The 22377-nt window shown below is 70.4% G+C and carries 16 protein-coding genes and 1 pseudogene; 11 read left to right on the forward strand and 6 right to left on the reverse strand.

Going from position 1 to position 22377, the window contains the following annotated elements:
- The first annotated feature begins 4 nt into the window (after positions 1–4).
- The 8 genes from IG78_RS0118950 to pgi all read left to right on the forward strand — a co-directional run bounded on the left by IG78_RS0118950 (position 5) and on the right by pgi (position 10494).
- Positions 5–2965, forward strand: coding sequence for a M14 family metallopeptidase (locus tag IG78_RS0118950; protein ID WP_030564698.1), 2961 nt, complete (start codon positions 5–7; stop codon positions 2963–2965).
- A 188-nt stretch (positions 2966–3153) separates the two neighbouring features.
- Entirely contained in the window at positions 3154–4164 is a 1011-nt protein-coding gene (gene gap / locus IG78_RS0118955) for a type I glyceraldehyde-3-phosphate dehydrogenase (RefSeq protein WP_030564707.1), read from the forward strand.
- Between the two features lie 128 nt (positions 4165–4292).
- Entirely contained in the window at positions 4293–5504 is a 1212-nt protein-coding gene (locus IG78_RS0118960; RefSeq protein WP_030564709.1) for a phosphoglycerate kinase, read from the forward strand.
- 8 nt (positions 5505–5512) lie between these two features.
- The gene (tpiA, locus tag IG78_RS0118965; protein WP_030564711.1) at positions 5513–6298 is read left to right on the forward strand and encodes a triose-phosphate isomerase; all 786 of its coding nucleotides are present in this window, start codon (positions 5513–5515) and stop codon (positions 6296–6298) included.
- Between the two features lie 157 nt (positions 6299–6455).
- Positions 6456–6686, forward strand: coding sequence for a preprotein translocase subunit SecG (gene secG, locus IG78_RS0118970; RefSeq protein WP_030358806.1), 231 nt, complete (start codon positions 6456–6458; stop codon positions 6684–6686).
- Positions 6687–6939: 253 nt separating this feature from the next.
- Positions 6940–7275 (forward strand): RNA polymerase-binding protein RbpA, encoded by a 336-nt coding sequence (locus IG78_RS0118975; RefSeq protein WP_003957010.1) that lies wholly within the window; start codon positions 6940–6942, stop codon positions 7273–7275.
- A 207-nt stretch (positions 7276–7482) separates the two neighbouring features.
- A complete protein-coding gene (locus IG78_RS0118980; RefSeq protein WP_051852745.1) occupies positions 7483–8760 on the forward strand; it encodes an MFS transporter in 1278 nt (425 codons plus the stop codon).
- 72 nt (positions 8761–8832) lie between these two features.
- Positions 8833–10494 carry a glucose-6-phosphate isomerase gene (gene pgi, locus IG78_RS0118985; RefSeq protein ID WP_030564715.1) on the forward strand — a complete coding sequence of 554 codons (1662 nt, stop codon included), beginning with the start codon at positions 8833–8835 and terminating at the stop codon, positions 10492–10494.
- A gap of 437 nt (positions 10495–10931) precedes the next feature.
- Here the strand turns inward: pgi and pgl are convergent, their stop codons facing one another.
- From pgl to tkt, 5 genes are read right to left on the reverse strand one after another with little or no spacing between them, the layout of a single operon-like run.
- Positions 10932–11711 carry a 6-phosphogluconolactonase gene (gene pgl / locus IG78_RS0118990; RefSeq protein WP_030564717.1) on the reverse strand — a complete coding sequence of 260 codons (780 nt, stop codon included), beginning with the start codon at positions 11709–11711 and terminating at the stop codon, positions 10932–10934.
- A complete protein-coding gene (opcA, locus tag IG78_RS0118995) occupies positions 11708–12901 on the reverse strand; it encodes a glucose-6-phosphate dehydrogenase assembly protein OpcA (protein WP_030564719.1) in 1194 nt (397 codons plus the stop codon). Before opcA ends, pgl begins: the two co-directional genes overlap by 4 nt.
- Complete coding sequence (gene zwf, locus IG78_RS0119000) at positions 12898–14430, reverse strand: glucose-6-phosphate dehydrogenase (RefSeq protein ID WP_030564720.1); 1533 nt, start codon at positions 14428–14430, stop codon at positions 12898–12900. Before zwf ends, opcA begins: the two co-directional genes overlap by 4 nt.
- Before the next feature lie 4 nt (positions 14431–14434).
- On the reverse strand, positions 14435–15553 hold the full coding sequence (tal, locus tag IG78_RS0119005; protein WP_030564723.1) for a transaldolase: 1119 nt from the start codon (positions 15551–15553) through the stop codon (positions 14435–14437).
- A 34-nt stretch (positions 15554–15587) separates the two neighbouring features.
- Positions 15588–17675 (reverse strand): transketolase, encoded by a 2088-nt coding sequence (gene tkt, locus IG78_RS0119010; RefSeq protein ID WP_030564725.1) that lies wholly within the window; start codon positions 17673–17675, stop codon positions 15588–15590.
- 389 nt (positions 17676–18064) lie between these two features.
- Between tkt and IG78_RS0119015 the strand changes: the two genes are divergently transcribed.
- Positions 18065–19018, forward strand: coding sequence for a heme o synthase (locus IG78_RS0119015; protein WP_078965591.1), 954 nt, complete (start codon positions 18065–18067; stop codon positions 19016–19018).
- 43 nt (positions 19019–19061) lie between these two features.
- Here IG78_RS0119015 and IG78_RS0119020 read toward each other — a convergent pair whose 3' ends face one another.
- Positions 19062–20429, reverse strand: coding sequence for an AMP-binding protein (locus IG78_RS0119020; protein WP_030564730.1), 1368 nt, complete (start codon positions 20427–20429; stop codon positions 19062–19064).
- A 343-nt stretch (positions 20430–20772) separates the two neighbouring features.
- Here IG78_RS0119020 and IG78_RS0119025 point away from each other — a divergent pair.
- Together IG78_RS0119025 and IG78_RS0119030 are read left to right on the forward strand one after the other, a co-directional pair.
- Positions 20773–21087: pseudogene (locus IG78_RS0119025) on the forward strand (hypothetical protein); the annotation flags it as partial.
- A 180-nt stretch (positions 21088–21267) separates the two neighbouring features.
- Positions 21268–22356 (forward strand): amidohydrolase family protein, encoded by a 1089-nt coding sequence (locus tag IG78_RS0119030; RefSeq protein ID WP_030564734.1) that lies wholly within the window; start codon positions 21268–21270, stop codon positions 22354–22356.
- The last annotated feature ends 21 nt before the right edge of the window (positions 22357–22377 follow it).

Below are 22377 nucleotides of genomic sequence, written 5' to 3' on the forward strand. Positions count from 1 at the left end.
GCTCATGAGACGAAGAGCGCGCGCGAGATCGATCCTCGCCGCAGGCGCACTGCTCGTCGGCGGACTCGCCGCCGCACCGCACGCCCAGGCGAGCGGACCGGCGAAGGCCACGACCACCGACGACGGCACAGCCGTGCAGGTCTACCGTGCCGACGTCACCAAGAAGCAGATCCCGATCCTGGTCGAGGCGGGCCAGGACGCGCACGAACTCGCCGGGCAGGCGCCCGAGCACGGCACCGGCCGCGTCGAGCTGTATCTGACGAAGGCCCAGGCCGAGAAGCTCGAGCGCCGGGGCATCGCACTCAAGGAGCACAAGGTCTCCGCGGCCACCGCGAAGCGGGTCGAGGCCGCGGGGGACGGCGTCTACCGGCCCTACAGCGGCAAGGGCGGGCTCCAGGAGGAGATCGTCAGGACCGCGCGGGCCCACCCCGGCATCACCAAGGTCGTCTCCATCGGCAAGACGTTCCAGGGCAAGGACATCCTCGCGCTGAAGCTCTCCAAGGGCGCCAAGAAGTCCAAGGACGGCTCCAAGCCCGCCACGCTGTACATGTCCAACCAGCACGCGCGCGAGTGGATCACCCCGGAGATGACCCGCCGCCTGATGCACCACTACCTGGACAACTACGGCAAGAACAAGCGCGTCACCAAGCTCGTGAACTCCACCGAGCTGTGGTTCGTGCTCTCCGCCAACCCGGACGGCTACGACTTCACGCACGCCGCCGACGGCGACCGCCAGTGGCGCAAGAACCTCCGCGACATCGACGGCGACGGCCGGATCGCCGCGGGCGACGGCGTCGACCTCAACCGCAACTTCGCCTACAAGTGGGGCTACGACAACGAGGGTTCGTCCCCCAGCCCGTCCTCGGAGACCTACCGCGGCACCGGCGCGATGTCCGAGCCCGAGACGAAGGCGATCGACCGCTTCCAGAAGCGCATCGGCTTCACGTACGGGATCAACTACCACTCGGCGGCCGAACTGATCCTCTACGGAGTGGGCTGGCAGGTCGCCACGCCCACCCCCGACGACGTGCTCTACAAGGCACTCGCCGGCACCCCCGAGAAGCCCGCGGTCCCCGGCTACCACCCGCAGGTCTCCTCCGAGCTCTACACCACCAACGGCGAGGCCGACGGCCACGCGGGCAACGTCAACGGCATCGCGATGTTCACGCCGGAGATGTCCACCTGCCAGACCGCGTCGAACGTCGACCCCGGCGACGCCTGGAAGCCCGAGGACTGCGCGTCCATCTTCACCTTCCCCGACGACGAGAAGCTGATACAGCAGGAGTTCGCGAAGAACGTGCCCTTCGCGCTCGCCGTCGCCGAGACCGCCCTGCACCCCGACCGCCCGGTGTCCGTGTCCGGCGTCGACGCGCCCGACTTCACCCCCGACTCCTTCACCACCTCCTACGCCCGCGGCGGTGACCAGGAGGTCGCCGTCACCGCCCGCAGGTCCGTGCGCGACAAGGAGCTCCGCTACCGAATCGACGGCGGCCGCACGCACACCGAGGACCTCGCGCGCTGGAAGGGCGGCGAGACCTACGGCGGCGAGGACAACCTGTACTTCGACCAGTACCGCGCCGGGATCGAGGACACGCGCGCGGGCGACAAGGTCGAGGTGTGGTTCACCGGCCGCACCAAGAAGGGCCGCACCGAGAGCGAGCACTTCACGTACACCGTCGCCGAACGCCCCCGAGCGGACACGCTCGTCGTCGCCGAGGAGGGCGTGAAGGCCACCCAGATCCAGAAGTACGTCGACGCCGTCAAGGCGAACGGCCGGACGCCCGCCGTCTGGGACGTCGCCGAACGAGGCGCCCCGCACCCCCTCGGCGTCCTGTCGCACTTCCGCGCGGTCGTGCACCACACCGGCGACTCCGTGCCCGGGGCGCCCACCCAACTGGCCCTGCGCGCCTACCTCAACGAGGGCGGCAAGCTCATCGAGTCCGGCGAGCGGGCCGGCGGCGACGTCGACCTCGGCGAGGCCCTGACCGACGACTTCGCGCAGTACTACCTGGGCGCCTACGAACGGCTCTCCGCGCCCGGCGCGCAGAGCTTCACCGGCAGCGGCGCGCTCACCGGCACCGGGGGCCCGCTCGGCGCCGCCGACGGCAACCCGCTGGACAAGGCGGGCCGCTTCACCGTCACCTCCGACACCCTGCCCGCCAAGCAGTTCCCGCAGTTCAAGAGCGCCGCGGCGGGCTCCTACCCGGGCCTGACCAACCCGTACGCGCCGTTCGCGGGCCAGGGCATGGCCTCCGCGACACACGCCGACCGGGACTACAAGCGGCTCACCCGCACCTTCGACCTGACCGGGGTCTCGGCCGCCGACAGGCCGGAGCTGCGCCTCGCCCTCAACTGGAGCCTGGAGTCCGGCTTCGACCACGGGCTCCTCGAAGCGCACACCGCGGGCGCCGCCGACTGGACCACGCTGCCGGACCGGGGCGGCGCCACCTCCGCCACCGTGCCCACCCAGTGCGCGGCGGGCTTCTTCATGAACGCCCACCCGTTCCTGCGCCACTACCTGACGCGCGGCGCGACAAGCTGCACGGCGAGCGGCACCAGTGGCGCCTGGAACAGCTTCACCGGCTCGTCCGGCGGCTGGAAGCAGGTCTCCTTCGACCTCAGCGCCTACGCGGGCAAGAAGGTCGAGGTGTCGCTCAGCTCGGTCACCGACCCCTCCGACGGCGGGCGCGGTTTCTTCGCCGACAACGCCCAGCTTGTCGTCGGCGGCACCGCGACCGAGACCGAGGGATTCGAGTCCTCGCTCGGCTCCTGGGCCGTCGCTCCGCCCCCGGCGGGGAGCTCCAATATCACAGGGGACTGGGCGCGCACCGGCGAGCTCTACAAGCCCCACGCGGCCGTCACAGCGCGTGACAGCGTGCTGCTCGGTTTCGGGTTCGAGCACCTGCCCGGAAAGGCCGGCAGGGCCGCTCTTATGGGCGCTGCCCTGGCACATCTGCGCAGTTGACGCAGCGTAGTCAGGACCAAGGACCCGGTGGCCCGTACCCCTACCGAGGGGTACGGGCCATCGAGTCGTTTCCGGCCCCGCTCGATGTCACCTATGGGGCTTCAGAGAGGTAGGGTCGGAGGCGGTCGGGGACATCCCATACATCTCGCCGGCGTCTCAGACCGGCGTACCAACGAGGAGATCGGTTCGTGACGATCCGCGTAGGCATCAACGGCTTCGGCCGCATCGGGCGCAACTACTTCCGCGCGCTGCTCGAGCAGGGTGCGGACATCGAGATCGTGGCTGTCAACGACCTGGGTGACACCGCCACGACGGCGCACCTGCTCAAGTACGACACCATCCTGGGCCGCCTCAAGGCCGAGGTGTCGCACACCGAGGACACCATCACCGTCGACGGCCACACCATCAAGGTGCTGTCCGAGCGCAACCCCGCCGACATCCCGTGGGGCAAGCTCGGCGTCGACATCGTGATCGAGTCCACCGGCATCTTCACCAAGAAGGCGGACGCCGAGAAGCACATCACCGGTGGCGCGAAGAAGGTCCTCATCTCGGCTCCGGCCAAGGACGAGGACATCACCATCGTGATGGGCGTCAACCAGGACAAGTACGAGGCGGCGAACCACCACGTCATCTCCAACGCCTCCTGCACCACCAACTGTGTGGCGCCGATGGCCAAGGTTCTCGACGAGAACTTCGGCATCGTCAAGGGCCTGATGACGACGGTGCACGCGTACACCAACGACCAGCGCATCCTGGACTTCCCGCACTCGGACCTGCGTCGCGCCCGCGCCGCCGCCGAGAACATCATCCCGACCACGACGGGTGCCGCGAAGGCCACCGCCCTGGTCCTGCCGCAGCTCAAGGGCAAGCTCGACGGCATCGCGATGCGCGTGCCTGTCCCGACGGGCTCGGCCACCGACCTGGTCGTCGAGGTGTCCCGCGAGGTCACCAAGGACGAGGTCAACGCCGCGTTCAAGAAGGCCGCCGACGACGGCGACCTGAAGGGCTACCTCTCCTACACCGAGGACCCGATCGTGTCGTCCGACATCGTCAGCGACCCGGCCTCCTGCACCTTCGACTCCTCCCTGACCATGGTCCAGGAAGGCAAGTCGGTGAAGATCCTCGGCTGGTACGACAACGAGTGGGGCTACTCCAACCGCCTCGTCGACCTCACGGTCTTCGTCGGCGGCCAGCTCTAAGCGGTCAGCGTCTCAGAGCCAGGCATCTCGATGTGAGCACAGGGTCCGGACAGCGCAAGGTGGCGCGGTTCGGGCCCTGTGGTGCGTGAGCCCCCTCTCCAGAAGTCCCAGTCACGGAGTCCTATTACATGAAGACGATCGACGAACTTCTCGCCGACGGTGTCGCAGGCAAGCGGGTTTTCGTCCGCGCCGACCTCAACGTGCCGCTCGACGGCACGACCATCACCGACGACGGCCGCATCCGCGCGGTCCTGCCCACCGTCAGGGCGCTCGCCGACGCGGGCGCCCGCGTGGTCGTCGCGTCACACCTCGGCCGCCCCAAGGGCGCCCCGGACCCGGCGTTCTCGCTGGCCCCGGCCGCGCGACGGATCGGTGAACTCCTCGACGCCGAGGTCCGCTTCGCCGACGACACGGTGGGGGACTCGGCCAAGGCCACCGTCGCCGCCCTCACCGACGGCCAGGTCGCCGTCATCGAGAACCTGCGCTTCAACGCCGGCGAGACCGCCAAGGACGACGCCGAGCGCGGCGCCTTCGCCGATCAGCTCGCCGAACTGGCCGATGTCTACGTAGGCGACGGTTTCGGCGCCGTGCACCGCAAGCACGCCTCGGTGTTCGACCTGCCTGCCCGCCTGCCGCACTACGCCGGCTACCTGATCAGCACCGAGGTCGGTGTCCTGAAGAAGCTCACCGAGGACGTCAAGCGGCCGTACGCGGTCGTTCTCGGCGGCGCCAAGGTCTCCGACAAGCTCGGCGTCATCGAGCACCTCCTGGAGAAGGCCGACCGCATCCTGATCGGCGGTGGCATGGCGTACACCTTCCTGAAGGCGCAGGGCCACGAGGTCGGCATCTCGCTGCTCCAGGAGGACCAGATCCCGGCCGTGCAGGGCTACTTGAAGCGCGCCGATGAGCGCGGCGTCGAGTTCGTCCTGCCCCTCGACGTCCTGGTCTCCGGTGAGTTCCCGGACCTGAAGACGAAGGCCCCGGCCAACCCGACCACGGTCGCCGCGGACGCCATCCCGGCCGATCAGGAGGGCCTCGACATCGGCCCCGAGACCCGTAAGCTCTACGCCTCGAAGCTCGCCGACGCCGCCACCGTCTTCTGGAACGGCCCCATGGGCGTCTTCGAACACCCCGACTACGCCGAGGGCACCAAGGCGGTCGCCCAGGCGCTGCTGGACTCGTCGGCCTTCACGGTCGTAGGCGGCGGCGACTCCGCCGCGGCCGTGCGCACCCTGGGCTTCGACGAGAACGCATTCGGCCACATCTCGACCGGTGGCGGCGCCTCCCTCGAATACCTCGAGGGCAAGACGCTCCCCGGCCTAGCCGCACTGGAGAACTGACACCCCTCATGACGAATCAGACCACCCGCACGCCGCTGATGGCGGGCAACTGGAAGATGAACCTCAACCACCTGGAGGCCATCGCCCACGTCCAGAAGCTCGCGTTCGCGCTGGCCGACAAGGACTACCAGGCCGTCGAGGTCGCCGTCCTGCCGCCCTTCACCGACCTGCGCTCCGTGCAGACCCTGGTCGACGGCGACAAGCTGAAGATCAAGTACGGCGCCCAGGACATCTCGGCCCAGGACTCCGGCGCCTACACCGGTGAGATCTCGGGCCCGATGCTCGCCAAGCTGAAGTGCTCCTACGTGGCTGTCGGCCACTCCGAGCGCCGCCAGTACCACAACGAGACCGACAAGATCTGCAACGCCAAGGTCAAGGCCGCCTTCAAGCACGGCATCACGCCGATCCTGTGCATCGGCGAGGGCCTGGACATCCGCAAGGCGGGCCAGCAGGTCCAGTACACGCTGAGCCAGCTCGACGGCGGCCTCAAGGACGTACCGGCCGAGGAGGCCGAGTCCATCGTGATCGCCTACGAGCCGGTGTGGGCCATCGGCACCGGCGAGGTCGCGACCCCCGAGGACGCGCAGGAGGTCTGCGGCGCGATCCGCGGCCGCCTCGCCGAGCTGTACTCGCAGGAACTGGCCGACAAGGTCCGCATCCAGTACGGCGGCTCGGTGAAGGCGAAGAACGTCGCCGACATCATGGCGCAGCCGGACGTCGACGGCGCCCTGGTGGGCGGTGCGGCGCTCGACGCCGAGGAGTTCGTCAAGATCGTTCGCTTCGGCGACCAGTGACGTCACCAGTGAGTATGCGCTAGCGGCGATACGTCGTACTCTTGCGGGGTCCGAGGCTCTGTCTCCGAGCGTTCCGCGCTCTCAAACACAGCCTCGGGCCCCGTCGTCGATTCAGATCCGTCGATTCAGATCCGAGGAAGTTGGTCCAGCCGTGGTTATGGGGTTCTCGATCGCCCTGATCGTCTTCAGCCTGCTGCTGATGCTGCTGGTGCTGATGCACAAGGGCAAGGGCGGCGGCCTTTCCGACATGTTCGGTGGCGGAATGCAGTCGTCGGTCGGCGGCTCCTCGGTCGCCGAGCGCAACCTCGACCGCATCACGGTCGTGGTCGGTCTGCTGTGGTTCGCGAGCATTGTCGTGCTCGGCATCCTGATGAAGGTCAACAACTGACAGCAGGCGTGAGCCGCTTGCCCTTTCGGTGGCGGTTCGGTTGTTCGCTGTCCCGCTCATAGCCCCATGTTCAGTACGCGCCCCCGTGCGCGGCTTATCATGGGGCTTGCGTGTCGGGGTGGGGTGTAACTCCCAACACTGGACGCGCGTTGGGCCTTACGTAGACTGAGGCGCCCGCAGCGGAGCCGCAGCCGACCCCGCGGCGCAGCCGCCGTTCGACACAGGCAGCACCATCACGCAGGGAGTTACGACCGTGGCAAGTGGCAACGCGATCCGGGGAAGCCGGGTCGGGGCGGGGCCGATGGGCGAGGCCGAGCGCGGTGAGTCCGCGCCGCGGCTGCGCATCTCCTTCTGGTGCTCCAACGGGCACGAGACGCAGCCGAGCTTCGCCAGCGACGCGCAGGTCCCCGACACCTGGGACTGCCCCCGCTGCGGCTTTCCGGCAGGCCAGGACCGGGACAACCCCCCGGACCCGCCGCGCACCGAGCCGTACAAGACGCATCTCGCCTACGTCCGCGAGCGGCGCAGCGACGCGGACGGCGAGGCCATCCTCGCGGAGGCGCTCGCCAAACTGCGGGGCGAGATCTAGCACATGAACCGGCTGGGCATCCTGAGGTGCCCGGCCGAAGCTGTATCCCCTCCAGCGCCCGGCGATGGCCGCCGCACCCGGAGAGCACCCGGAGAGCGCCTGGTCAGCGGCGCGTTCGGCCGAGTGTCAGTGGTGGCGTCTACGGTTGATCCCGGCTCGGTGGACCGCCGGGCCTGGCCGTGAACCGGTCGGCGCGGAGGGGGAGTTGTGACGACTGCTGTCGAGACGTCGGACGTCGGCACGCGGAGCGTCGCGTGGCGCGGCGGCTTCGGACGGCTGTGGAGCGCCGCCGCCCTGTCCAGCTTCGGCGACGCGCTGCGCAAGGCCGCCCTGCCCCTGCTCGCCGCGTCCCTCACGGACGACCCGCTGCTGATCGCCTCGGTCACCGCCTGCGGTTATCTGCCCTGGCTCGTCTTCGGACTGCTCGGCGGTGCCGTCGCCGACCGGGTGGACCAGCGGCGTGCCATGTGGATGGTGGACGTGGTGCGCGGCCTGCTCGTGGCCGCCTTCGCCGTGGCCGTCGCCCTCGGTCACGCCACGATCGGCCTGCTCATCGCCCTGGCCCTGCTGCTCACCACCCTCCAGACCCTGTTCGACAACGCCGCCACGGCACTCCTTCCCGCCCTCGTGAGCCGCGAAGCCCTGGGCAGTGCGAACGCCCGGCTGCTCACCGGTCAGCAGTTCGCCGGCGGCCTCGTCGCCGCGCCCGCGGTGCCCTTCCTGATGGCCGCGGGCCCAGGCCTGCCGTACGCGGCCGACGCGGTGACGTACCTGGTCGCGGCCGCGCTCGTGGCCTCCCTGCGGGTGCCCGCGCCCGCGCGCCCGCCCAGACCCGCGGGGGCCACCCTGCGGTGCGACATCGCGCACGGCCTGCGAGCCCTGTGGCAGGACCGGGTGTTGCGGGGCCTGTGCGTGGCGACCGCGCTCGGCAACGTCGGCATAGGCGCGCTCCTGGCCACCCTCGTCGTCCTCGTCACCCGCTGGCTTGACGCCGGCAGCGGAGGGTACGCGGCGGCGATAACGGCCTACGCCGCCGGAAGCCTGGTGGGCGGTGCGCTGGCGGGGCGGCTCGCCCGCAGGTTCGGGCGCGTCCGCAGCGTGCTCGTCGCCGGAACGGCCCAGGTCGCCGCGCTCGTGGCGATGGGCACGGTCCGTGACCTCAAGGCGCTGGTCGTGAGCATGACCCTGTTCGGGGCCATGGGGATGGTGTGGAACGTCAGCAGCCACACCCTCATGCAGCAGCGTCCGCCCGCCGCCGTTCTCGGCCGCGTCAGCTCGGCGTTCCGCACCCTGGCGGTCGCGGGAGCACCCCTCGGCGCCGTCCTCGGCGGGGCCGCCGCGGCCCTGTGGGGCCCCAACACGCCGATGCTGCTCGCCGCCGCCCTCTTCGCGCTGTCGGTCATCGCCCTCATCCCCGTGGTCGAGTCCGCCGGACCCGTGCGCAAGTCCGCCGACAGCGGGCAGAAGACTCGAAGCGCGCGCTGATCAATTAGGTTGGAGGGGCCCCGGGGCGCACGCACGGTACTCAGGTTGCACGAGAGAGAGCTGAAGTCCGAGATGAATGCAGAAGTCCGCACCAGGCTGAATCAGACGCCCGAATGGACGGCGCTGGCCAAGCACAAGGAGCAGCTCGGGGAGGTGCGGCTGCGGGAGCTGTTCGACACCGACCCGGCGCGCGCCGACAAGTACACCCTCCAGGTCGGTGACCTGCACATCGACTACTCCAAGCACCTGGTGACCGACGAGACCCTGGCGCTCCTGCGGGACCTCGCCGCGGCCACGGATGTCTTCGGTCTGCGCGACGCCATGTTCCGCGGCGAGAAGATCAACACCACGGAGGGCCGCGCGGTCCTGCACACGGCCCTGCGCGCCGCGCGCGACACGGTCGTCGAGGTCGACGGCGAGCACGCCGGGAATGTCGTGCCGGGTGTGCACGCCGTGCTCGACAAGATGTCGTCCTTCGCCGGCAAGGTCCGCTCCGGCGAGTGGACCGGCCATACCGGCAAGCGCATCAAGAACGTCGTCAACATCGGTATCGGCGGCTCCGACCTCGGTCCCGCGATGGCGTACGAGGCGCTGCGCTCCTTCACCGACCGCGAGCTGACCGTCCGCTTCGTGTCGAACGTGGACGGCGCCGACCTGCACGAGGCGATCCGGGACCTGGACGCCGCCGAGACGCTGTTCATCGTCGCCTCCAAGACGTTCACCACGATCGAGACGATCACGAACGCGACGTCCGCGCGGAACTGGCTGCTCACCGAGTTGCGGGCGGACGAGAGCGCGGTCGCCAAGCACTTCGTGGCGCTGTCGACGAACACGGAGAAGGTCTCCGACTTCGGCATCGACACGGCCAACATGTTCGAGTTCTGGGACTGGGTCGGGGGGCGTTACTCCTACGACTCGGCGATCGGCCTCTCCCTGATGATCGCCATCGGCCCGGACCGGTTCCGTGAGATGCTCGACGGCTTCCGCCTCGTCGACGACCACTTCCGCACGGCGCCCGCGGAGACGAACGTGCCGCTGCTGCTCGGTCTGCTCGGCATCTGGTACGGCAACTTCCACGACGCCCAGTCGCACGCGGTTCTGCCGTACTCGCACTACCTGTCCAAGTTCACGGCCTACCTCCAGCAACTGGACATGGAGTCCAACGGCAAGTCCGTGGACCGTGACGGCAACCCGGTGCGGTGGCAGACGGGGCCCGTGGTGTGGGGCACCCCGGGTACGAACGGGCAGCACGCGTACTACCAGCTCATCCACCAGGGCACCAAGCTCATCCCCGCGGACTTCATCGGCTTCGCCGAGCCGGTGGCCGATCTGCGGCCTGGCCTCGTCGCCCAGCACGATCTCCTGATGGCCAACTTCTTCGCGCAGACGCAGGCGCTCGCCTTCGGCAAGACGCCGGACGAGGTCCGCGCCGAGGGCGTTCCGGAAGATCTTGTTCCGCACAAGACGTTCCAGGGCAACCACCCCACGACGACGATCCTCGCGAGGGAGCTGACCCCGTCGGTCCTCGGGCAGCTCATCGCGCTCTACGAACACAAGGTCTTCGTGCAGGGCGCCGTCTGGAACATCGACTCCTTCGACCAGTGGGGCGTCGAACTCGGCAAGGTGCTCGCCAAGCGCGTCGAGCCCGCCCTGACGGAGGGCGCGGACGTCCCGGGCCTCGACCCGTCGACCACGGCGCTTGTCGCCAAGTACCGGGAGCTGCGCGGGCGCTGAGCCCTGGCCCCTGGGCCGCTGCTCGCCGGGTGGCGCACCGCGGAAACGCGAAGGGCCCCGGACCACCTTGTGGTCCGGGGCCCTTCGCGCGGCCGGAGACGCTGTGCCGTCCGGCTGAGGTGCCGTCCGGCTGAGGTGCCGTCGGGCGGGAGGTCCCGCGGGCGGGCGTGCCGTCCGGCTGAGGTGCCCGCAAGCAGGCGTGCTGCCGAGCCGTCGTGCCGTCAGACACGCGTGCCGCCGAGCCGACGTGCCGTCAGACACGCGTGCTGCCGAGCCGTCGTACCGTCAGGCGGGCGTGCTGCCATGCCGACGTGCCGTCAGACACGCGTGCCGCCGAGCCGTCACACACGCGTGCCGCCAAGCCGTCGAGCCGTCACACACGCGTGCCGCCAAGCCGTCGAGCCGTCACACACGCGTGCCGCCAAGCCGACATGCCGTCAAGCAGACGCCGGGGGATACAGCCCCCGCGGGAGCTGTGACGCCGCCGCCGCGTCCAGGAGCCACAGCGTGCGCGCCCTGCCGTACGCTCCCGCCGCCGGGGCCTGCACCTCGCCCGCCCCGGACAGCGCGATCGCCGCGGCCTTCGCCTTGTCCTCGCCCGCCGCGAGCAGCCACACCTCGCGGGCCGACCGGATCGCGGGCAGGGTCAGCGAGACGCGCGTGGGCGGCGGCTTGGGCGCGCCGTGGACGCCGACCACCGTGCGCTCGGTCTCCCGCACGGCGGGCGACTCCGGGAACAGCGAGGCCACATGGGTGTCGGGTCCGACGCCCAGCATCAGCACGTCGAACGTCGGGACCGGGCCGTGGTCCTCGGGACCCGCCGCCGCGGCGAGTTCCGTGGCGTATGCCTCCGCCGCCGCGTCCGCTTCGTAGAGCCCGTCGGACGCGGGCATCGGATGCACCCGCGCCGGGTCGAGCGGCACCGAGTCGAGCAGGGCCTCGCGGGCCTGCGTGTAGTTGCGCTCGGGGTCGCCGTCCGGCAGGAACCGCTCGTCGCCCCACCACAGGTCGAGCCGTGACCAGTCCACGGCGTCACGGGCGGGCGCCGAACTGAGCGCCGCGAGCAGGCCGTTGCCGTTGCGGCCGCCGGTGAGGACCACGGAGGCGGAGCCGCGGGCGGCCTGCGCGTCGACGATCTTCGTGATCAGCCGGGCCGCGGCGGCTCGGGCCATCAGCTCCTTGTCGCGGTGCACGACGAGCTGCGGGGCGGTGCTCACTTGGGTGCCGCCTTCTTGGCCGGGGCCTTCGCCGCAGCCTTCTTGGCAGTACCCGACGTGTTCCCACCGTCCTTGCCCGAGGCGTCGCCCTTGCCCGAGGCGTCGCCCTTGGCGGACGCGTCACCCCCACCGGGGGCGCCACCCTTGCCGGAGGCGTCATCCTCGCCGGACGCACCCCCCTCGGCGGCGGAACCCCGGGAGGGCCCCGAGCCGGACCCCGGGGACTCCTCGTCCCGCGCGTCCACCGAAGGCTCCGGCACCACCGGCTCACCGAGCCGGTCCACGCCGAACCTCAGCGCGGCCGCGTAGGTGTCGTCCGGATCGAGGCGCCGCAGCTCCTCCGCGATCAGCTCGGGCGTCTCGCGGCGCTTGAGCGCGACCGCACGGTTCGGCTGGCCCTGGATGGACAGCGTCGCGAGGGAGCCGTCGGCACGGTCGAGGACGATAGGGCCGCAGTTGGTCTCCATCCGCACGCCTGTCAGGCCGGGGCCCGGCGAAAGGGTGCGCTTGACCGGCACGCCCAGGCGCTCCGCGAGCCACATCGCGAGCAGTTCGACGCTCGGGTTGAACTCCTCGCCCTCCACCTGCGCACCGGTGACCTCGCAGGCCACCTGGTCCAGGGCGGCGGCCAGCATCGAGCGCCACGGTGTGATGCGGGTCCAGGACAGGTCCGTGTCACCGGGGGAGTAGGCCTCGGCGCGCGCGGTCAGCTCGTGGATGGGCTGCTCGGCCGCGTAGGTGTCGGTGACGCGGCGCTGGGCCAGGGCACCGAGCGGGTCCTTGGCCGGGTCGAGCGGGGCGTTCACCGGCCACCACGCCACCACCGGGGCGTCCGGGAGCAGCAGCGGCAGGACCACCGACTGGGCGTGGTTGAGCACCTCGCCGTACAGGCGCAGGATCACCGTCTCACCGGTGCCCGCGTCCGCGCCGACCCGCACCTCGGCGTCGAGGCGCGAACTCGTACGGTCACGCGGCGAGCGCGAGACCCGCTTGATGACGACCAGGGTCCGCGAGGGGTGCTCGCGGGAGGCCTCGCTCGCCGCCCGCAGCGCGTCGTACGCGTTCTCCTCGTCGGTGACGATGACGAGGGTGAGCACCATGCCGACGGCCGGTGAGCCGATGGCGCGGCGGCCCTGTACGAGGGCCTTGTTGATCTTGCTGGCCGTGGTGTCCGTCAGGTCGATCTTCATGGCCGACGCCAGCTCCGTCCGTCTCGTGCGAGCATTTCGTCCGCCTCGACCGGCCCCCAGGTGCCGGCCTGGTACTGCGCGGGCGTGCCGTTCTCGTCCCAGTGCTGCTCGATCGGGTCGAGGATGTTCCAGGACAGCTCGACCTCCTCCGTGCGCGGGAACAGGTTGGCGTCGCCGAGCAGGACGTCCAGGATCAGGCGCTCGTAGGCCTCCGGGCTGGACTCGGTGAAGGACTCGCCATACGCGAAGTCCATCGACACGTCCCGGATCTCCATCGAGGTGCCCGGCACCTTCGAGCCGAAGCGGACCGTGATGCCCTCGTCCGGCTGGACGCGGATGACGATCGCGTTCTGCCCGAGCTCCTCCGTCGCCGTGTGGTCGAAGGGGGAGTGCGGGGCGCGCTGGAAGACGACCGCGATCTCCGTGACCCGGCGGCCGAGGCGCTTGCCGGTGCGCAGATAGAAGGGCACGCCCGCCCAGCGGCGGTTGTCGACACCCAGCTTGATGGCGGCGTACGTGTCGGTCTTCGACTTGGGGTCGATGCCCTCTTCCTGGAGGTAGCCGACGGCCTTCTCGCCGCCCTGCCAGCCCGCCGAGTACTGCCCGCGGACGGTGTCCTTGGACAGGTCCTTGGGCAGCCGGACCGCGCCGAGCACCTTCGCCTTCTCCGCGACAAGGGCGTCGGCGTCGAAGGAGGCGGGCTCCTCCATGGCGGTCAGGGCCATGAGCTGGAGCAGGTGGTTCTGGATGACGTCGCGCGCGGCGCCGATGCCGTCGTAGTAGCCCGCGCGGCCGCCGATGCCGATGTCCTCGGCCATCGTGATCTGTACGTGGTCGACGTACGACCGGTTCCAGATCGGCTCGAACATCTGGTTGGCGAAGCGCAGCGCCAGGATGTTCTGGACGGTCTCCTTGCCGAGGTAGTGGTCGATCCGGAACACCTGGTCCGGGGCGAACACCTCGTGCACGATCGCGTTCAGTTCCTTGGCGGACTTCAGGTCGTGGCCGAACGGCTTCTCGATCACCGCACGGCGCCAGGCGCCCTCCGGCGCGTCCGCCAGCTCGTGCTTCTTCAGTTGCTGGACGACCTGCGGGAAGAACTTCGGCGGCACCGAGAGGTAGAAGGCGAAGTTGCCGCCCGTGCCCTGTGCCTCGTCGAGCTCCTGGATGGTGTCCTTCAACTGCTCGAAGGCGTCGTCGTCGTCGAAGTTGCCCTGGACGAAACGCATCCCCTGGATGAGCTGCTGCCAGACCTCCTCACGGAAGGGCGTGCGCGCGTGCTGCTTGACCGCGTCGTGCACCTCCTGCGCGAAGTCCTCGTCCTGCCACTCGCGGCGGGCGAACCCGATGAGCGCGAAGCCGGGCGGCAGCAGGCCCCGGTTGGCGAGGTCATAGACGGCAGGCATCAGCTTTTTACGGGACAAATCGCCCGTGACGCCAAAGATGACGAGGCCCGACGGCCCCGCGATACGCGGGAGCCGTCGGTCCGCGGCGTCACGAAGCGGGTTGGCTCCATGAACTGCGGTCAAGGTGTCAGCCCTCCGAGGGGGAAAGGCGCTTGAGCTCCGCCTCGGTCGACTTGAGCAGGTCGTTCCAGGACGCCTCGAACTTCTGCACGCCCTCGTCCTCCAGGAGCTGCACGACCTCGTCGTAGGAGACCCCGAGCTTCTCCAGGGCCGCGATGTCCGCGCGCGCCTGGTCGTAGGCACCGGCGATGGTGTTGCCGGTGACCTGGCCGTGGTCGGCGACGGCCTCCAGGGTCGCCTCGGGCATGGTGTTCACCGTGCCGGGGGCCACCAGGTCGTCGACGTACAGCGTGTCCTTGTACGCCTTGTCCTTGACGCCCGTCGACGCCCACAGGGGGCGCTGCTTGTTGGCGTGCGCCTTGTCGAGCGCGGCCCAGCGGTCGGACGAGAAGACCTCTTCGTACGCCTCGTAGGCGAGCCGGGCGTTGGCGAGGGCGGCCTTGCCGCGCACCGCCTTGGCCTCGTCCGTGCCCAGGGCGTCGATGCGCTTGTCGATCTCGGTGTCCACGCGGGACACGAAGAACGACGCCACCGAGTGGATCTTCGACAGGTCCAGGCCCGCCTCCTTGGCCTTCTCCAGGCCCGCGAGGTAGGCGTCCATGACCTCGCGGTAGCGCTCCAGGGAGAAGATCAGCGTGACGTTGACGCTGATGCCGCGCCCGATGACCTCGGTGATGGCCGGCAGGCCCGCCTTGGTCGCGGGGATCTTGATCAGTGTGTTCGGCCGGTCCACCAGCCACGCCAACTGCTTGGCCTCGGCGACCGTGGCGCGCGTGTTGTGGGCGAGCCGCGGGTCGACCTCGATCGAGACCCGGCCGTCCTGGCCCTCGGTCGCGTCGAACACCGGGCGCAGGATGTCGGCGGCGTCACGGACGTCCGCCGTCGTGATCATGCGGATGGCTTCCTCGACCGTGACCCCGCGGGCGGCGAGGTCGGTGAGCTGCGTGTCGTAGCCGTCGCCCTCCGAGATCGCCTTCTGGAAGATCGAGGGATTGGTCGTGACGCCCACGACGTGCTGCTGGTCGATCAGCTCGGCGAGGTTGCCGGACGTGATCCGCTTGCGCGACAGGTCGTCCAGCCAGATCGCGACGCCTTCGTCGGAGAGGCGCTTGAGTGCGTCTGTCATGGAATTACATCTCCTACTTGGTCGTATATGGGCGTCAGCGCTGAGCGGCTGCGATCGATTCCCGCGCCGCCGCTGCGACCGCGTCGGCGGTGAAGCCGAACTCGCGGAAGAGCACCTTGGCGTCCGCCGACGCACCGAAGTGCTCCAGCGAGACGATGCGGCCCGCGTCCCCGACGAAGCGGTGCCAAGTCAGGCCGATGCCCGCCTCGACCGCCACTCGCGCCTTGACCGACGGCGGCAGCACCGAGTCCCGGTACCCCTGGTCCTGCTCGTCGAACCATTCGACCGACGGCATCGAGACGACACGCGTCGGCACGCCCGCCGCCTGGAGCTGCTCACGCGCCTCCACGGCGAGCTGCACCTCGGAGCCGGTGCCGATCAGGACGACCTCGGGAGTGCCGCCCTCCGCCTCGAACAGGACGTACCCGCCCTTGGCGGCGTCCTCGTTGGGCTCGTACGTCGGCACGCCCTGACGGGTCAGCGCCAGACCGTGCGGGGCGCCCTTGCCGAACTCCTTGGTGTAGCGCCTGAGGATCTCGCGCCACGCCAGAGCGGTCTCGTTCGCGTCCGCAGGACGGACCACGTTCAGACCCGGGATGGCACGCAGCGAGGCCAGGTGCTCGACCGGCTGGTGCGTCGGGCCGTCCTCGCCGAGGCCCACGGAGTCGTGCGTCCACACATACGTCACCGGCAGGTGCATCAGGGCCGAGAGCCGCACCGCGTTGCGCATGTAGTCCGAGAAGACCAGGAACGTGCCGCCGTAGACGCGCGTGTTGCCGTGCAGCGCGATGCCGTTCATCTCCGCGGCCATGGAGTGCTCGCGGATGCCGTAGTGGATCGTACGGCCGTACGGGTCGGCCTCCGGCAGCGGATTGCCCTCCGGCAGGAACGACGACGTCTTGTCGATCGTGGTGTTGTTCGAGCCCGCGAGGTCGGCGGAGCCGCCCCACAGCTCGGGGATCACCGCGCCGAGCGCCTGCAGGACCTTGCCGGACGCGGCCCGCGTCGCGACGCCCTTGCCCGTCTCGAAGACCGGAAGCTTCTCCTCCCAGTTGGCCGGCAGCTCGCCCGCGGCGATGCGGTCGAAGTCCGCGGCGCGCTCGGGCTGCTGCGTACGCCACTCGGCGAAGGACTTCGACCAGGTCGCCTTGGCCTCGCGGCCCCGGTCGAGCGCCGCGCGGGTGTGCGCGAGCACCTCGTCGGCGACCTCGAAGGACTGCTCCGGGTCGAAGCCGAGGACGCGCTTGGTGGCCGCGACCTCCTCGTCGCCGAGCGCCGAGCCGTGCGCGGCCTCGGTGTTCTGCGCGTTCGGGGCGGGCCAGGCGATGATCGAGCGCATCGCGATGAAGGACGGCCGGTCGGTGACGGCCTTGGCCTCCTGGATCGCCGCGTACAGCGCGGCCGGGTCCAGGTCGCCGTCCTCCTTGGGCTCCACGCGCTGCACGTGCCAGCCGTAGGCCTCGTACCGCTTCTCGGTGTCCTCGGAGATCGCGGTCTCCGTGTCGCCCTCGATCGAGATGTGGTTGTCGTCCCACAGCAGGATCAGATTGCCGAGCTTCTGGTGCCCGGCCATCGAGGACGCCTCGGCCGAGATGCCCTCCTGGAGGCAGCCGTCACCGGCGATGGCGTAGATGTAGTGGTCGAACGGCGACTCGCCGGGCGCGGTGTCCGGGTCGAAGAGGCCACGCTCGTAGCGGGCGGCCATCGCCATGCCCACGGCGTTGGCGACGCCCTGGCCGAGCGGGCCCGTCGTCGTCTCGACACCCACCGTGTGGCCGTACTCCGGGTGACCAGGGGTCTTCGAACCCCAGGTGCGGAAGGCCTTCAGGTCATCGAGCTCCAGGCCGAAACCGGCCAGGTAGAGCTGAATGTAAAGCGTCAGAGACGAATGTCCCGCGGACAGGACGAAACGATCGCGGCCGGTCCAGTCGGCGTCCGCCGGGTCGTGCCGCATCACCTTCTGGAAAAGGGTGTACGCGGCAGGCGCGAGGCTCATGGCCGTACCCGGATGGCCGTTGCCGACCTTCTGTACGGAATCCATGGCCAGGACGCGGACGGTGTCGACAGCCCGCTGGTCCAGTTCGGTCCACTCGAGGTCTGTGGTGGTCGGCTTGGTGCTCACCCTGGGTCAGGGCTCCTCTCCACATGTCGAATGCCGGCGGCGTATGGATCCACCGGCCGCTGACGAGCCTACCGCTGTAAGAACGTGCATTCTTTCGAGTCATTCCAGACTGCGGGGGCGGATTCGAATCCGCCTCCTGAAAGGAATGCCTCGTTCACCATGTGAATGCGGTACTGCTCATCTGGTGGCGGGTTCCGGTTGCCCCGACGACGCCGCGCACCGGGTGCGCGCGACGCTTCCCACTCCACTCGTGTTGCCCCTCAACACGAACCCACCCCCGCGAAGGGCGAGGTATGGGCAACGTCTACAGTGGCGTGGTACGCGCGAGCCTTTACCGGATCTTCATGTCCGAACGTCCGACGCAGGCTTGCTGGGAGTCTCTGTCAGGGGTGTGCGTGACGGCCGTCGAATCCCGTCCAGCGGGGGTAATCGGGACTAGCCAGAACCCGAGCAACCGGCCGTTCGGGGCCCGAGTCAAGGCGTTCGTGGCGCTGACCAAGCCGCGGATCATCGAGCTGCTCCTGATCACCACCGTTCCGGTGATGTTCCTCGCCGAGCAAGGGGTCCCGGACCTCACACTGGTCCTGCTCACCTGTGTGGGCGGTTATCTCTCGGCCGGTGGCGCCAACGCGCTCAACATGTACATCGACCGCGACATCGACGCCCTCATGGAACGCACGTCGCAGCGGCCGCTCGTCACCGGCATGGTCAGCCCCCGGGAGTGCCTGGTCTTCGGCATCACGCTCGCCGTCGTCTCCACGCTCCTGTTCGGCCTCACCGTCAACTGGCTCTCCGCCTGGCTCTCGCTCGGCGCGCTGCTCTTCTACGTCGTCGTCTACACGATGCTCCTCAAGCGCCGCACCTCCCAGAACATTGTCTGGGGCGGCATCGCGGGCTGTCTGCCGGTCCTCATCGGCTGGTCGTCGGTCACCAACTCGATGTCCTGGGCGCCGGTCGTCCTCTTCCTCGTGATGTTCTTCTGGACGCCGCCGCACTACTGGCCGCTGTCCATGAGGGTGAAGGAGGACTACGCGCGCGTGGGCGTGCCGATGCTTCCGGTGATCGCCTCCAACAAGGTCGTCGCGCGCCAGATCGTCCTCTATAGCTGGGTCATGGTCGCCGTCTCGCTGCTGTTGCAGCCCCTCGGCTACACCGGCTGGTTCTACACCGCGGTCGCCCTCGTCACTGGTGGCTGGTGGCTGTGGGAGGCGCACGGCCTTCAGAACCGCGCCAAGTCCGAGGCGACCGGCGGCAAGCTGAAGGAGATGCGGCTCTTCCACTGGTCGATCACCTACGTCTCGCTGCTGTTCGTGGCGGTCGCGGTGGATCCCTTCCTGCGCTAGCCCCCGGCGGTTCCCGTACGAGCGGTGAGCGGTCCCGTCGTCCTCAGGACGGCGGGGCCGCTCTGTTTTCCGCTTCCGGCCCGCTTTCCGTTTCCGGTCCGGCTTCCGTTTCCGGTCCGGCTTCCGGTTCCGCTTCCGCCACCGGTTCCGCTTCCGGGCCGGGATACAGGTAGCCGTCCGTGTCCCGCCGGGCCGTGCGGCCGGTGCGGAACCAGCCGTCCCTGAGCACCGCGTCCGTGGCCTTCGCGTCCCCGAAGTACCCGTCGAACAGCGCCGGGCCGCGCACCCACAGCTCGCCGTCCACGAACCGCACCCCGACACCCGGCGCGGGCGAGCCGCAGCTACCCGGCCTTGCGCGGACGTCGGCATGGTCGAGCGTGGCGATGTCGCCCGTCTCGGCGGTGCCGAGGACGGCGCGTACCAGCGCGGCGGGGGTGGCGGTGCGGATGGCTTCGAGCAACTGCGGGGGCGTGTCGGCCGGAGCCGCCGCCTCCACTACGGCGAGGCGCAAGGGGGCCAACTGGTGGGGAGCCGTGTCCAGGACGGCCCACCACACGTCGGGCGGGCCCGTCAGACGGGTGGCCCTGTGCTCACGTACGGCCGCACAGACCGCCGCCGGGCCCGGCTCCGCGGGCAGGACCACGGTGCCCCGGGTCTGCCACTGGCGCAGGACGGCCGTCCAGGCCGCCGGGTGACCCGGCGGGAAGCCGCACACCAGGGTGCCAGGGGGCTCGGGCCTGCACCCCGGGTGGGTGCGCAGGGCGCTCACGCGGTGGGAGAGGACGATGCCTCGCGGGCGCGGGGCGGAGCCGGTGAACAGGATGAGGTGGGCGTCGGACTCGGACGGTGACCGTCCGGCGGGCTGTCGCGGCAGCCCGCCCCAGGGCTTCCCGACCCCTGCGGCCTCGTATGCCGGTACGAGAAGTTCCTCTTGTGCCGGTACATGAGATCCCTCCTGCATCGGTACGTGAAGTCCCTCCTGCACCGGTACGAGGAGTTCCTCCTGTTTCGGGAGTGCGAGGTGCTGGGCCCCGACCGCGGCGGCGAGCCGCGCCCCCGCCCCGACCTGCGCCTCCGCCCACGGCCCGTCCGTCACGACAAGGTGTGGTGCCGCAGCCCGTACGACAGGGACGGAGGCCGCGCCCCGGTCCCGGGGGTCCAGCGGGACGAAGACCGCACCGGCCCGCGCCGCCCCGGCGAACAGCGGCAGCGCGGCGAACAGGTCGCCCGTCAGGCAGACGACGCGGTCGCCGCGCCGGACACCGCACGCCCGCAGGCGCCCGGCGGCCCGGTCGGCCGCCGCGTCCAGCTCCGCGAAGCGGAGTGCGCGATCCCCGCACACCACGGCAGGGCGGTGCGGGTGCGCTCCCGCGGCGGACCGGAAGACCTCGTCGATCAGCAGACCGGTCATGTTCCCCGGTCCTACCACGGGGCAGCGCGCGGCGGAACGTACGCACGGACCGGGGGCCGACTCCGGGCGTACCGTGGCCGAGACCACGTCACCCGGGCGTCGCCGAACGATCTACCCGTCGGTAGCATCCTGTGCCATGGCTGACACGGAGCAAGGCACGGACCAGAGCGCGGAGCAGGACACCGCCGCCACGGACAGGACCGCCACGGACAAGGCCGCCACGGACAAGGCCGCCGCCACGGACGAAACCGTCACGGACAAGGCCACCGCCACGGACGAAACCGTCACGGACAAGGCCGCGGCCCCCACGGACAAGGCCGCTGCGAGCGGCAAGCCCGACAAGGAGGCCGCCCGCGCCGACCGCACGGCCGCCAAGCTCGCCAAGGCGATCACGACGTTCGCGCGGAAGCACGGCGGGGCCGAGGGCCAGGTCGCCTATATCGGCGAGCGGGGCGCGCGGATCGTCCTCGTCGGCGCGGACGGCAACTGGGGCGACCTCGTGGCGCCGACCCACGCGATCGCGACGAGCGCCGTGGAGCGGTCCGGCATCACCGTCCACGAGGACTTCGACGGCGAGTTCGCGGCCAAGGTGAAGACCGGACCGTATGAGTGGACGCGCATGGCGGGCATCCAGGTCGGCGGCCCGGCGAACGGCTGAGACACGCGCGGGGAAGGCCCCGAGCGGCACGGCGAGCAACACCTGATGCCGGGATCGCCCGTTAGGACCGTGGGAACACAGAGGAACACAGAGGAACACAGCGGAACGCTGAGGGACTCTGAGGAGCTCTGAGGAGCTCTGCGGAACCCAGACGAACACGGTCCACGCAGGGGAGCCAGGATGATCGAAACGCCGTCCCTGGTGGACCAGCACTGCCACGGCGTCCTGCGGACGGAGCTGGGGCTCGGCACCTTCGAGGCCCATCTCGGCCGGGGCGAGGGCCCGCCCGCCCCCGGCACCACCTTCTTCGACACCCAGACGGGTTTCGCCGTGCGCCGCTGGTGTCCGCCGCTGCTCGGTCTGGAACCGCACTGTCCGCCCGCCCGCTACCTCGCGCGCCGCCGCGAGCTCGGGGTCCTGGAGGCGGGCCGGCTGCTGCTGCGCGGCAGCGGCATCACGACGTACCTCGTCGACACCGGTCTGCCCGGCGACCTGACAGGGCCCGGTGAGCTGGCGTCGGCCGGGGCGGCGGACGCCCATGAGATCGTCCGCCTGGAACTCCTCGCCGAGCAGGTCGCCGACACCTCCGGCACGGTCGACTGCTTCCTCGCCAACCTAGCCGAGTCCGTGCACGGCGCCGCGAACGGGGCCGTGGCCTTCGTCTCCGTCGCGGGGGCGCGCGGGCGCCGGGCGCTCGCCGCCGAACCGCCGGGGCCCGGCGAGGTGCGCGGGGCGGCGGGGCGGTGGCTGGCCGGACGGCAGGTGGGCGGCGAGCTCGCGGACCCGGTGCTGCTGCGGCACCTGCTGTGGATCGCCGTGGCCTCCGGACTGCCCCTGCAACTGCACGCGGGTGCCGCCGACCCGGAGGGCTCCTTCGAGGACTTCGCCCGCGCCACGGCCGGGCTCGGCACCGATCTGGTGCTCCTGGGCACCTATCCGCACCACCGGGCGGCGGCCCATCTCGCGGGTGTCTTCCCGCATGTGTACGCCGACCTCGGCTCCGCGCTCGTACGGACCGGGGCCAGGGCCGCGGCCGTCCTCGCCGAGATCCTGGAGCTGGCCCCCTTCGGCAAGCTGCTGTTCTCCAGCGGCGCGCACGGACTGCCCGAGCTGCATGTGGTGGGCGCGCACCTGTTCAGGGAGGCACTCGGGCGGGTGCTCGGCACCTGGGTCGCGGACGGCGCGTGGTCGCTGACGGACGCGCAGCGCGTGGCGGGGCTGCTCGCGGCGGGGAACGCGGAGCGGGTCTACGGACTGGCGGAGGAGTAGACCGGGCCGCCGCGAGCAGGA

This window comes from Streptomyces aureocirculatus (assembly GCF_000720475.1).
GTDB classification, from domain to species: domain Bacteria; phylum Actinomycetota; class Actinomycetes; order Streptomycetales; family Streptomycetaceae; genus Streptomyces; species Streptomyces aureocirculatus.

Bases quoted from the DNA above. Each gene is read 5' to 3' on its own strand.
- IG78_RS0118950 (WP_030564698.1), top strand. From the start codon at position 5: ATGAGACGAAGAGCGCGCGCGAGATCGATCCTCGCCGCAGGCGCACTG.
- IG78_RS0118960 (WP_030564709.1), top strand. From the start codon at position 4,293: ATGAAGACGATCGACGAACTTCTCGCCGACGGTGTCGCAGGCAAGCGG.
- tpiA (WP_030564711.1), top strand. From the start codon at position 5,513: ATGACGAATCAGACCACCCGCACGCCGCTGATGGCGGGCAACTGGAAG.
- secG (WP_030358806.1), top strand. From the start codon at position 6,456: ATGGGGTTCTCGATCGCCCTGATCGTCTTCAGCCTGCTGCTGATGCTG.
- pgi (WP_030564715.1), top strand. From the start codon at position 8,833: ATGAATGCAGAAGTCCGCACCAGGCTGAATCAGACGCCCGAATGGACG.
- opcA (WP_030564719.1), bottom strand. From the start codon at position 12,901: ATGAAGATCGACCTGACGGACACCACGGCCAGCAAGATCAACAAGGCC.
- tal (WP_030564723.1), bottom strand. From the start codon at position 15,553: ATGACAGACGCACTCAAGCGCCTCTCCGACGAAGGCGTCGCGATCTGG.
- IG78_RS0119020 (WP_030564730.1), bottom strand. From the start codon at position 20,429: ATGACCGGTCTGCTGATCGACGAGGTCTTCCGGTCCGCCGCGGGAGCG.
- IG78_RS0119030 (WP_030564734.1), top strand. From the start codon at position 21,268: ATGATCGAAACGCCGTCCCTGGTGGACCAGCACTGCCACGGCGTCCTG.